12 protein-coding genes are annotated in these 12,801 nt (G+C 29.4%); 4 read left to right on the top strand and 8 right to left on the bottom strand.

The annotated features are described in order from the left end of the window. Positions 1-34 precede the first annotated feature (34 nt). The gene (locus ABXT61_RS07055) at positions 35-949 is read right to left on the bottom strand and encodes a GDP-mannose 4,6-dehydratase (protein ID WP_415315215.1); all 915 of its coding nucleotides are present in this window, start codon (positions 947-949) and stop codon (positions 35-37) included. A gap of 87 nt (positions 950-1,036) precedes the next feature. On the opposite strand from ABXT61_RS07055, the gene ABXT61_RS07050 reads away from it, so the two are divergent. The 3 genes from ABXT61_RS07050 to ABXT61_RS07040 all read left to right on the top strand — a co-directional run bounded on the left by ABXT61_RS07050 (position 1,037) and on the right by ABXT61_RS07040 (position 3,691). Next, a complete protein-coding gene (locus ABXT61_RS07050) occupies positions 1,037-2,248 on the top strand; it encodes a class I SAM-dependent methyltransferase (protein ID WP_415315214.1) in 1,212 nt (403 codons plus the stop codon). A 5-nt stretch (positions 2,249-2,253) separates the two neighbouring features. Next, on the top strand, positions 2,254-2,952 hold the full coding sequence (locus ABXT61_RS07045) for a glycosyltransferase (protein WP_415315213.1): 699 nt from the start codon (positions 2,254-2,256) through the stop codon (positions 2,950-2,952). Positions 2,953-3,346: 394 nt separating this feature from the next. Beyond that, entirely contained in the window at positions 3,347-3,691 is a 345-nt protein-coding gene (locus tag ABXT61_RS07040) for a 4a-hydroxytetrahydrobiopterin dehydratase (RefSeq protein WP_415315212.1), read from the top strand. Here the strand turns inward: ABXT61_RS07040 and purH are convergent. The 6 genes from purH to ABXT61_RS07010 all read right to left on the bottom strand — a co-directional run bounded on the left by purH (position 3,681) and on the right by ABXT61_RS07010 (position 10,033). Further along, positions 3,681-5,237: a bifunctional phosphoribosylaminoimidazolecarboxamide formyltransferase/IMP cyclohydrolase gene (purH, locus tag ABXT61_RS07035; protein WP_415315211.1), complete on the bottom strand. Its 1,557-nt coding sequence runs from the start codon at positions 5,235-5,237 to the stop codon at positions 3,681-3,683. The two genes, ABXT61_RS07040 and purH, sit on opposite strands and share 11 nt — an antisense overlap. Continuing rightward, positions 5,216-6,826 carry a heparinase II/III-family protein gene (locus ABXT61_RS07030; protein ID WP_415315210.1) on the bottom strand — a complete coding sequence of 537 codons (1,611 nt, stop codon included), beginning with the start codon at positions 6,824-6,826 and terminating at the stop codon, positions 5,216-5,218. Before ABXT61_RS07030 ends, purH begins: the two co-directional genes overlap by 22 nt. A 4-nt stretch (positions 6,827-6,830) precedes the next feature. Beyond that, positions 6,831-7,490 carry a ribulose-phosphate 3-epimerase gene (gene rpe, locus ABXT61_RS07025; RefSeq protein WP_415315209.1) on the bottom strand — a complete coding sequence of 220 codons (660 nt, stop codon included), beginning with the start codon at positions 7,488-7,490 and terminating at the stop codon, positions 6,831-6,833. Positions 7,491-7,537: 47 nt separating this feature from the next. Next, on the bottom strand, positions 7,538-7,882 hold the full coding sequence (locus ABXT61_RS07020; RefSeq protein ID WP_415315208.1) for a hypothetical protein: 345 nt from the start codon (positions 7,880-7,882) through the stop codon (positions 7,538-7,540). Positions 7,883-7,955: 73 nt separating this feature from the next. Further along, positions 7,956-9,770: a sodium:solute symporter family protein gene (locus tag ABXT61_RS07015; RefSeq protein ID WP_415315207.1), complete on the bottom strand. Its 1,815-nt coding sequence runs from the start codon at positions 9,768-9,770 to the stop codon at positions 7,956-7,958. Then, positions 9,770-10,033, bottom strand: coding sequence for a DUF4212 domain-containing protein (locus ABXT61_RS07010; protein WP_271492987.1), 264 nt, complete (start codon positions 10,031-10,033; stop codon positions 9,770-9,772). Before ABXT61_RS07010 ends, ABXT61_RS07015 begins: the two co-directional genes overlap by 1 nt. 120 nt (positions 10,034-10,153) lie before the next feature. On the opposite strand from ABXT61_RS07010, the gene ABXT61_RS07005 reads away from it, so the two are divergent. Then, entirely contained in the window at positions 10,154-10,777 is a 624-nt protein-coding gene (locus ABXT61_RS07005; protein WP_415315206.1) for an esterase, read from the top strand. On the opposite strand, the gene acs is transcribed toward ABXT61_RS07005, so the two are convergent. Next, positions 10,774-12,801, bottom strand: a complete 2,028-nt coding sequence (acs, locus tag ABXT61_RS07000) for an acetate--CoA ligase (protein ID WP_415315205.1) — start codon at positions 12,799-12,801, stop codon at positions 10,774-10,776. The genes ABXT61_RS07005 and acs overlap by 4 nt on opposite strands.

Raw genomic sequence — 12,801 nt, 5'->3', positions numbered from 1 at the left:
TTTTTTTTTTATCACAAGGTATTATTAGTTAGATCTACAAGTTACCTTTTCTAAGGTAATGTTTATAAATTTCTGTTGCTGCGATATAAACATTTTTTTCATGATTCCATTTTAATTCTTTTTTGGCTAAATAGTTATTACCTATCAATCCTTTTTTAATTTTTTTTTCGTTAAAAATAATATCAATCTTCAATTTATTTTTTTTTATTACATACTCAATAATCTTGTTTATTGATGTGTTTTTTCCAGAACTGAAAATTAATTTATCTTTATTTATATCGCTAAACATTAATTTATAAAGGCCGTTACAAATATCTTCAGCGTGAGAAAAATCAGAAAAAATATTTAACTTCATAATATTTTTTAAGAAAACAATATCTTTTTTTATTATAGAGATGATAATTCTAGGCAACAAAAATTTTTTATTTCTAAATTTAGAGTCATGATTAAATAAAATTGCATTAGTATAATTTATTTTCTTCTTTTTTTTGTATTTAAGCATCATGTTATCACTTTTAATTCTAAAATTTGTATAATCAGTTGTTATAATGTTCTGTGATTTTTCAGTCACAACGCCACTTTTTTTTTTAAAAATTTGTGAAGAACTGCAAAAAATAAATTTGGCATTTTGATTAGACTGAAATGTTGAATTAAATATATTTTTTGTGGCTAAAAAATTTTCTTTAAAAAAAATTTTATAGTTTGTTTCATTAAAGGAGGGATTGTTAGATGCAAGATGTAATACAATGTCTGGTTTTTTTTTAATTAAAATTAAATCAAGTCTTCTTTTATTTAATAAATTCTCTTTAATAAATTTAACATTACCTAAAGTTTTGGATTTTTTCGTTCTACTCAAAATAGTTAGGTTAATTTTTTTCTTCTTAAGAATATTAATTAATATTTGCGCATCTTGACCTAATCCACCTGTTATGAATACATTCTTTGTCAATTTTATAAAATTTTAATAGTTAAAACTGTTCTTTTTATATATTAAATTAATTTACAAAACATATTAATATAATTAATATTTATTATTTTGAAAATTAAAAACTGCAGATCCTGTAAAAGTAAGAGTTTATTAAAGCTTTATACTTTGGGCAAGCAAACTCTAACTGGTATTTTTCCTCCAAAAAAAAATGCAAAGATTACTAGGGGACACCTAAGTATGGTTATTTGCAATAAATGTAAATTGCTACAATTAGAACATAACTTTGATGCTAATGAAATGTATGGTGATAATTATGGCTACATGTCTTCACTAAACAAATCAATGATATCTCATCTTGAGCTTAAAGCATTGAGTTTAAAAAAAAGATATAAAATAAAATCTAGTGAAAGTGTTTTGGATATAGGTAGCAATGATGGAACATTCTTATCTTTTTTTAATAAAACTTTCAAACTGTATGGTTGTGACCCTACAATAAAAAAATTTAGTAAAGATTATAGAAAAGATATTAATCGACTGCCTTTCTTTTTTTCTTCTAAACTTTTTAAAGATAAAAAATTTAATTTAATTACATCAATATCCATGTTTTATGATTTACCTGATCCATTAAATTTTGCTAAAGAAATAAATTCTATATTAGATAAAAATGGTATCTGGCATATTGAGTTAAGCTATATGCCAATGATGATTAAGAATAGATCTTATGACACAATATGTCATGAGCATTTAGAGTACTATTCTTTAAAATCGTTAAAATATTTACTGGATAAGGCAGGGTTAAAAATTGTTAATCTTTCTTTTAATCAAATTAATGGTGGAAGCATAGAGCTTGATGTATCAAAAAAGAAGTCAAAGTTAAAAGAATGTAAACATTTAATTAGCTGGGTTTTAGAAAGTGAGAAGTTAAATAAATACAATGATATTTCTAAACACAAACAGTTTTTTAAAGAATGTCAAAATCATAAAACTTTATTAAAAAAACTACTTTTGACCCTCAAGAAGCAAAATAAAAAAATTTTAGGATATGGCGCTTCTACCAAAGGAAATGTGTTACTCCAATACTGCAATATAGATTCAAAAACGCTAGATTATGTTGCTGAAGTTAACAAATTTAAATTTAATAAATATACACCAGGATCTAACATTAAGATTATTTCAGAAAAACAAGCCAAAACAAAAAAACCAGATTATCTTTTAGTTTTACCTTGGCACTTCAAAGATCATATTGTTAAAAGAGAACAAAAATTTTTAAAAAATGGAGGTAAATTAATTTTTCCACTTCCAGACATCGAAATTATTTAATAGTAATGAAAATTTGCGTAATAATTCCAACTCTAAATGAGGAAAAAAATATTGAAAAAATATTTATCAAGATAAAAAAAACTAAGATCAAATTAGATATTTTATTTGTCGATGATAATTCAAAAGATAAATCTCAGGAAATAATAATTAAATTAAGTAAGGAATTTAAAAATGTTGATTATATATTTAGAAAAAATAAAATTGGTATTGGCTCAGCTCATAAAGATGCAATAAAAAATACATATCGTCAAAAATATGATCTATTAATCACAATGGATGCTGATGGTACGCATGACCCTAAATATTTTAAAAAGATGATATCTTGCGCAAAAATAAATGATTATGTAATTACTAGTAGGTTTATTAAATCAGATTTAATTGAAGACTGGCCACTTTTAAGGAAAATACTTACCTACTCTAGACATATATTAGTTAAAATATTCTTAGGGATGAGCCTTGATGCGTCAGGTGCCTACAGATGTTTTTACCTAAAGAAAATTAACTTAAAAGATATATTGAGTGCCAAAAATAATGATTATGCCTTTTTTTGGGAGGTTACTTATATAATTTTAAAAAAAGGTTATAGTATTAAAGAAATACCTGTAAAATTAATATATAGAAAGCTTGGTAAATCTAAAATGAAATTTAGTCATATTTTTGATTCATTACTTTATTTATTTAAAAAAAAATATAATTCCTCTTAATTATGGCCTGAAGGTTAATGGCTCGTGGCCCAGATGTTTGTTACTTGCTTATAGAATAAAGAACTTAAAAGTTTTTCAAAATTTTTTGAAGATGTTTTTTATAGAAGCTAACTGTCCAAACGTTAGTATTATAGACAAACTATAGTAACGTTAAATACCACAGACTCATTCTTATCACAGTCATCACATTAAACTATTGATCTACTCGATCAAATATGATTCAATAATAATATGATGTTGCGAATTAGTGTGAAAGCAGTAGATAAATAACGGAGAAAGAAGAGTGTTAAAATTAAATGTAGGTCACGCTCCAAATAGCTGGAATCGTTGCCAACGATTAGGTAGAGGGTTCGATTCCCTTGACCCGCTCCACAATTTTAAAACATACTAATCGATGAGTGAACTGCTTAATAAAAAATGTGTACCATGTGAGGGTGGAATTTTTCCTTTCGATATCGATGAAATTCACGAATATCAAAAAAAAGTGGATGGTTGGGATGTTAAAAAAAATACAAAAGAAATATATTTTTTAGAAAAAAATTTTATTTTTAAGGATTTTATTAATAGTCAAAATTTTATAAATAAAGTTAGTGAATTATCAGAAAATGAAAATCATCATCCAGATATTTCATTTGGTTGGGGATACGCTAAAATTGTAATTACCACTCACGCTATAGAAGGACTGTCAGAAAATGATTTTATTTTAGCAGCTAAAATTGATCAAATTTTTAATGTCTAAAATGTCTTGTTTTAGAAAAAACTAAAATTGTACCAGTTTGGTTTGCAAATTTTATTATCTCTTTATCTCTAATTGATCCAGAAGGTTGTATTACAGCTGAAACCCCCGATTGTACTAATTTTTCAATACCATCTACAAATGGAAAAAATGCATCAGAGGCTGCCACAACCTCTTCTTTTAAGTTTTGAAATTTATTCATTTTATCTATAGCAATTTGACAGCTATCAAGTCTACTAGGTTGTCCAGAGCCAATACCAACGGTTGCTTCTTGATTAGCTAGTACAATTGCATTTGATTTTACATATCTACAAACATTAAATGCAAAAATTAAATTTTTTAATTGAGATTTATTTGGTTTTTGTTTTGAAACTACTTTAAAATCTTTAGGTTTAAATATTTTTAAATCTTCAGATTGTGTTAAAATAGATTCATTTACAGAGCCAAATCTTACTAAATCTTTCATCATAAATTCCGATGTATCAATAATTCTTATATTTTCTTTCTTTTTCAATATTTTTAAAGCATCAGGTTCAAAACCATTGGCAATAACAACCTCTAAGAAAATTTTATTAAGCTCTAATGCCAGAGCTTTATTTATTTTGAAATTACATGAAACTATTCCACCAAAAGCACTAATTGGATCAGAAGCAAGAGCTAATTTATAACTTTTCAAATTATCTTTATTGATTGAAACACCACAAGGATTAGCGTGTTTAACTATAACTGTTCCAGAGTTTTTAGGTAGAGACTTTGATATTATTAATGCAGAAAAAATATCGTTATAATTATTATAACTTAAATGCTTACCATGAATTTGTTTAATATTAAGATTTTGAGTTTTAGAATAAATAGCAGCTTCTTGATGTGGATTTTCCCCATATCTTAATTTTTCAATTAAGTTTCCATAAATAACTTTTTTTTTTGGAAAATTGTTGTTTTTAATTTTATTAAAATAGTTAGAAATTACAGCATCATAATAAGCCGTCTCAGAGAAGGCCTCTAAAGACATCTTTTCTCTAAACTCAATAGATGTTGATCCTTTGTTATATTCTAATTCATTAATCAGATCCTGATATTGATCTGAGGATGTAATAACAGCAACGTCGTTATAGTTTTTTGCAGCTGCCCTAACCATAGTGGGACCCCCAACATCAATATTCTCTATTATTTTTGAATGATTGGTTGTTTGCTCTAAAGTTTTTTCAAAAGGATAAAAGTTAACAATAACAAGGTCAATTTCATCATATTGATTAGCCTTTAATTCCTTAGTGTGAGATTTGTCGTTTCTTTTACTTAATATACCGGCATGAATTTTTGGGTGTAGTGTTTTAACTCTTCCACCAAGAATTTCTGGTGAACCAGTATAATCAGAAACTTCTTGGCATTTAAATTTAAGCTTCTTTATTTCCTTATAGGTGCCCCCAGAGCTAATTAACTCAATTTTGTATTTAGCTAAAACTTTTAAAAGACTATCTAGATTTTTTTTATCAGATACTGAAATAAGAGCTTTTTTTATCTTTTTCATTATAATTTTGTAATTTCCCATTTTATAGTTTGATTTTCTTCATTAGTCATTCCTGAAATAAATATATTTTGATTATCTGTGAAAGAATTTTTTTCACCAAAATATAACCCTTTATCAACATTTATTATCGAGTTGTCTGAGCTAAATTTCCAACCCTCTCCATCAAGATCTATAAGTATTGATTTTCCATCTTGTGTTTTCATTACTTTAATATTTGGTTCTAAGTGGAATCTAACATCAAATTTTAAATTCTTAATACCCTTATTAGAAATAATTTTGTCGTGTCCAATAAATTTTAATTGCTCAGGGTAAAACTCTATTTCTCGATCATGAACAATACCATGTAATTTCAAATAACCATCGTGAGAAGCATTAATTTTCCAATAATTTTTTTCAAATACAACCTTTTTTTTTAATACTCTTAATCCTTGGTTAATTCTAGATTTTTTACCTCTTACTTTATTAAAACTGCAAGAGGATTTATCATCTACAACTAGCGTGCTGTGGACTGCACTTGATTTAGATACTTCATTTAATTGGTGATTAACTTTTTTAAAATAACCACAATTACTAATTAATTTTTTACCATTTGATATGATCTCAAAAGATAAGGCTCCAGCTTGATAATTTGACGATAGTTTTGTATTTGGGCTTGATCCAACATCCATTATTAGAGAATTTTTTTTACTGTTAAGGACCACATAACCACCTAATTCATTATTTTGATTTTTAAAGCTATAGCCAAGTCTTTTTAGATAAAGGTCAAAATTATGATTATTTGTTTTGTGATTACCATTAAAGAGAAAATCTATTTTATTGTTTTGCCAAATAAAAACGTAAGCCTGACCTAAATAATATATATTTTCATTTATAAAATCAGGTATTTCATTTTGAGATTCTTTAAACCACTCTCTAATTAATATAAAATATTTTAAGTAAAAACTTAACTGCCTGATATTTCTTGATTTTGGAAAGCCATCATTATCCAATGAATATTTTGCTAATTTTTTTAATAAACTTAACCCAGTATTTAAATAATTATTATTTTGAGGGTATGATAGACCAGTTAAGATGATAGCTGAACATCCTATAATCTTATCATTGATTAATTCAGAGGTTTCAATTTCATTAATAAGGTGATTAATTTGCTTCTTTATAATGCCATTAAATTTTTCCTTATAATCAATACTACCATCTTCATAGGTAAGCCTAGAATTTGAAATCCAAGCTATTATTCTTTTTCCAATTATATCAATTTTCCAACTTTTAGAGTTGTATCTGTCATTTGTATTAATCCATTGATAAATGACATTTTGAGTGTCTTTTTTTGAAGATCTAAGATCTAGGCTAAATAACCAAAAAAAACTGTTTAAATTCCGTCGGTCTATTTCTTTTAAATTTGGATTATCCCAAATTTCATTTAACGAATAATTTTCTATATTAATTTTTTTTTTGTCATATTTTATAAGACCATCTATCAAGCTGGGGCTTGGTTGGTATTCTATTAATTCAATAGAAGAGGGTGTAATTTTTTTATTATAGAGATTAGAATTTAAATAAAAATGAAGAATTTTTTTTTTGATAAGCTTAAGTGAATTATTTAAAATCATTATTCTAACTTGATTTTAAAAGGTCTATATTTTTTTTTATATTTCCATTATTGTTTTTAAATATAGTTGTTCCAGATACTAAAATGTTTGCACCAGCTTCTATTGCTAGTTTACTATTATCAAAATTAATCCCACCATCAATCTCGATATCAAAATCTAAATTCTTTTGATCTCTTATCTTTTTTAATTCTTTTATTTTTTCTAAAACTTCTGGCATAAATTTTTGTCCTCCAAATCCAGGATTTACACTCATAATTAAAACTAGATCAATTTCATTCAACAAATCATTTATTAGATCAATTTTAGTTTTAGGGTTTAACGAAACTCCAACTTTTTTATTCAAGTTTTTAATGTGTTGAATGGAATCTTTTAAATTTTCAGTTGCTTCTGGATGTATTGTAATAATATCAGCTCCAGCATTAGCGTAGTCTTGAATGTATTTATGAACAGGAGATATCATTAAATGAACATCAAATGGTAGTTTTGTATACTGTCTTAAAGCTTTAATAATTGGAGGTCCCATTGTTAAATTTGGAACAAAATGGCCATCCATCACATCCACATGAATCATATCTGCACCACCTTCCTCTAGTCTTTTAATTTCATTGCCCAATTGACTAAAATCAGCAGATAAAATTGAAGGTGATATTTGTATTTTTTTCATTGATTACTAATATTAGTAGTATCAATTTTATTTTTAATTTGAATTAATTATTTTCCAAAAATACGATAAATTTCTGAAGCAATTTCACTTTCTAAAGGAAAAGACAGCATTCCCATGACAGAATATCCTAGTAGATAAGGCATTAGATAAAATCTAATCATATAAAAGAACCAGGCAACATAAAGTGGAACAAGAGGCTCTATAATAAAAGATGGTGTGATTGGTTTAAATAAACGTATTAATGGGTTTGTTACTTTTACAAACACTTTCATAAAAAAGAATTCTGAGTTTTCTCGCTGAAAAATATTCATTGCAACTTTTCCAATTAAAGTCCACATAACAACACCTAAAATATAGTCAATTATAAGAATAAAAGGATGTATTTCTGGCATAAATATAAAAAGGAATTTTGTTTTCTAACTTAACTGAGGGGCGAAACAAATCGCCCCTCAATACAAAATTTAATTAGTGTTGTTTTCCAAGTATCGTTTTACCGCTTGGAATACGAAGCTCGTCAATCATATCTTGAGTAGCTCTGTCTGGCGCTTTTGTTAGTAAACTAACAACTACCATAGAAACTAAACTAACCAACGATCCAAAGATACCGAACGTAAGTTGAGTAATACCCCAGAATCCAGCTCCACCAGTACGTACCCAAACCAGATACCAAGTACCAGCTGCTAATCCTAGAAGCATTCCAGCAACAGCGCCAGGACCATTAGCTCTTTTCCACCATACACCTAGTACTAGTGGGAAGAACAATCCTGACATCGCAAAGTCAAAAGCCCAGATTACTGAACCTAAAATACCTTGGATACCCATTGCGGCAATAGTTGCTCCAGCAAAACCAATTATCACAAGTAATACTCTTGCAACAATTAATCTCTTCGCAGCTTCTGCTTTTGGGTCAATGATCTTGTAATACAAGTCATGAGACAAAGCATTTGCAATTGCTAAGATCAAACCATCAGCAGTAGACATGGCAGCAGCCATACCTCCAGCAGCAACTAGACCTGAGATTACATAAGGTAATCCAGCAATTTCTGGAGTAGCTAACACAACGGCTTTACCACCCATGAAAAACTCATTTAATTCAAGAGTTCCATTTCCGTTAAAGTCGCTAACAAACATTAAGTTAGCTTGGTTCCAGTTTTGATACCAATCTATCGCTTGAACCTCAGCTATTGATTTACCAATAATCCCTGTTGAAAGTGTTGGATCAATCAGTGATAGTTTTGATAATGTCGCTAACATTGGTGCAGTTGAGTATAAAATGAAGATGAAAAGTAGCGACCATGCTACAGATCTTCTAGCTGATTTTACACTTGGAGTAGTAAAGTATCTCATCATAACGTGAGGCAAAGAAGCCGTTCCTGCCATCATACAAATTGCTAGAGAAATGAATCCCCAATTTGTTCCGTTAACTGATGAGTGTGCTTTAGTTATTCCAGCTAAACCTTTTGGTACCGTAGCTAAGTCGGCAGCAGAGTTTTTAATAAACCCAAACTGACCTTCTAGCTCAGCAATTCTAGCCACTTCATCTGCCAACATTAAATGTGGGAAGAATCCAGCGCCCATTTTACTACTGATCCAGAATACAGGAAGTAAGTAAGCAATAATTAAAACTATATATTGCGCAACTTGCGTCCATGTAACCGCTCTCATTCCACCAAGCATTGAACACATCAATATACTTGCTAATCCAACGTACACAGCAATTTTAAAAGGAATATCTAAAGCTACTGAAGCAATAGTTCCCGTTGCATTGATTTGTGCAGTCACATATGTGAATGAAGCTACTGTTAATACTAGTACTGCAGAAAGTCTTGCTGCATTACCACCATATCGTGTACCAACAAAATCTGGAACTGTGTAACAGCCAAATTTTCTTAAGTAAGGTGCTAGTAAAGTAGATACAAGTATATAACCACCTGTCCATCCAACTAGTAGTGCCATATATCCATAGCCTTTGAAATAAATACCACCTGCCATTGCAACGAATGATGCACCAGACATCCAGTCTGCCGCAGTAGCCATTCCGTTAAATACAGTAGGTACTTGTCTCCCTGCTACGTAGTATGCGTCCATCTGAAGTGTACGTGATAACCAACCGATTATCGCATAGATAGCAATGGTGAATACAACAAAAGAAATTCCTATTGCTTTTGCAGACATCCCCATTTGTTCAGCAATCGCCATCAATATTATGAATCCTATAAAACCACCCGTATAGATTCCATAAACTTTTGGTAGATTGTCTATAAATTTACCTTTTATCATTAGCTATCCTCTCTTTCTGTAAACCCAAACTCTTCATCTATCTTCTCTTGTCTACCCGCAAACCAGAAATTCAAAATTACAAATGCTAATAATGAACCTTGACATGTCATATAATACGACAATGGGTAACCAAAAGGTCTGAAGCTAGATGCTTCCATTTCAGTTCCGAAAAAAAAGATGCCAATTGAGAATACAAACCAGATTGCTAAAGTAACAAACAATAGCCCTCTAGTTTTTTCCCAATGTTTTGCTTTATTTGACATTTTTACTCTCCCTATATAGTTAAGATGAAAACTTTAACCATAATAAGATAGATTGAAACCCTTTAATTAGGTCGAATTGAAGCCATTTTTGTAATATAATCATAGAAAAAGTAGGTAAAATTGCTCAAATACAAACTTAAATTAAAAGACATAAAACTTGATGATTTTAGAGTTTATCTATTTGCTTTATTTAAAGGAATTCTTCCAAAGAAAAAAATTAAGAATATTGAAGATCTTACACTGTTTATTCAAAAAAAATCCGCCTGGGTATCTCAGGTAACTTTATATAATTATTTAAAAACAAGAATGGGCACAAAGTGGGTACTGCATTTTGATGATGAAGTTTTCTTAGGATCCATCAATAAAGCAAAATGGAACATTTACGCAATATCGCTTCAAGATCTTACTTTTTATAGTCTGTCATACCTAAATGTTTTTCATAATTATCAGGATATAGATAAAGCTAACGAAATTTATGATGAAATTTTGACTGAGGAAACCAAAAATGGAATGCCCAAAGAAATTATTGTACTAGCAAAAGAAAAATTTATAGAGCGATTAAAAAAGATTGATTGGAGCACATATTATAAGTCTTGGCCATTCAACGAAAGTGCACTAACTTTATATAAGTGGGCACCAATAGCTGAAGAGCTTAAAACTCTAGATCGAAAAATTGTTTTAAACTCCATGATTTTAAAATGGGATAATATTAAAGATGAGTTTGCTAAATTAATTAAAATTTAAATATTTTTTCTATTATTAACTAAGCTTTGAACAACGCTTGGATCAGCTAAAGTGGATGTGTCACCCAATTGATCATGTTCATTAGCAGCAATTTTTCTTAAAATTCTTCTCATAATTTTTCCAGATCTAGTTTTAGGTAGTCCAGGTGAAAAATGAATAATATCAGGTGTAGCAAGTGCCCCAATTTGTTTTCTTACCCAAAGTTTTAAATCTCTCTCAAGATCTAAATCTGATTTTTCCCCAACATTTAGAGTTACATAACAATAAAGACCATTACCTTTAATATCATGTGGGTATCCAACTACAGCAGCTTCAGCAACTTTTGGATGAGCAACAAAAGCACTTTCTATTTCAGCAGTTCCAAGGTTATGACCAGAGACAATAATTACATCATCTACACGACCGGTTATCCAATAGTAGTCATCTTTATCTCTTTTAGCCCCATCACCTGTGAAATATTTTCCATCAAACTGAGAAAAATAAGTATCAATAAATCTTTGATGATCACCGTAAACAGTTCTCATTTGTCCAGGCCAAGATTGAGAAATACACAATCTTCCTTCACCAGCTCCTTTAATTTCTTTTCCATTTTTATCAACTATAGAAGGCTTAATTCCATAAAAAGGTTTACTTGCAGAACCTGGTTTTAAATTCATAGCTCCTGTTTGAGGGCTAATTAAAATTCCACCTGTCTCTGTTTGCCACCATGTATCAACAATAGGACATTTAGAATTTCCAACTGTTTTGTAATACCACATCCACGCTTCAGGGTTAATGGGCTCACCAACAGTTCCTAATAACTTTAAAGATTTTCTTGAAGTTTTCTTGACAGGCTTATCACCCTCTCTCATTAAAGCTCTAATAGCAGTGGGTGCTGTATAAAAAATATTAACTTTATATTTATCAATAATTTTCCACCATCTTGAGCTGTCAGGATAGGTTGGAATTCCTTCAAACATTATTGTTGTTGCACCATTAGCAAGTGGTCCATAAATAATATAACTATGGCCCGTTACCCATCCAATATCAGCTGTACACCAATATATATCTTTTGGTTTATAGTTAAAAATATATTGATGGGTCATTGATGCATAAACCATGTAGCCACCCGTTGTATGTAAAACTCCTTTTGGCTTTCCAGTAGAGCCAGATGTGTAGAGAATAAATAAAGGGTCTTCCGCATTCATTTCTTCAGGTTCACATCTATTTGACATATCTTTAATTAAATCGTCATACCAAACATCTCTTCCTTTAACCCAACCAACCTTGTTTCCAGTTCTTTTTACAACAACACATTTTTTGACATTTGGACATTTTCTTAACGCTTCATCAGTGATAGCTTTTAGAGAAATGGTTTTACCCCCTCTAACACCTTCATCTGCAGTAATAATATATTCAGACTCACAGTCATTAACTCTGCCAGAAATAGAGTCTGCTGAAAATCCACCAAAAATAATAGAGTGAACTGCACCAATTCTAGCACAAGCTAGCATTGTTACCGCAAGTTCTGGGATCATAGTTAAATAAATCGTAACTCGATCACCTTTTTTAATTCCTAGTTTTCTCAAACCATTTGCAGCTTTAGAAACCTCATTATGTAATTGTTTGTACGAAATCTTTTTAGTATCTTTTGGATCGTCACCCACCCAAATAATGGCTGTTTTATCTTTTTTATCTTTAAGGTGACGGTCTATACAATTGGCAGAAGCATTTAATGTGCCATCTTCATACCATTTAATTTTAACTTCTTTTTTGCTGTATTTTATGTCTTTAATTTTTTTGTATGGCTTAATCCAAGTAATTCTCTTTCCCTCAGTCTTCCAAAAGTTATCATTTTTTTTAATCGAGTCAGAGTATTTTTTTTGGTATTTTGCTTTATTTACTAGAGCGCTTTTTACCCACTCAGGTTTAGTCTTTATGATTAACTCTTTTTCTTCAATTTTTTTTAAAACTTTTTTCCTAATAGGCTTTATTTTTTTGGGAGTTTTTTTTTTTACTTTTGATATTGATTTTTTTTTTGGCAT

This window comes from Candidatus Pelagibacter sp. Uisw_137 (assembly GCF_047720245.1).
Taxonomy (GTDB): domain Bacteria; phylum Pseudomonadota; class Alphaproteobacteria; order Pelagibacterales; family Pelagibacteraceae; genus Pelagibacter.
The sequence above is the reverse complement of the archived record's forward strand: the minus strand, read 5'-3'. Positions and strand labels throughout refer to the sequence as shown.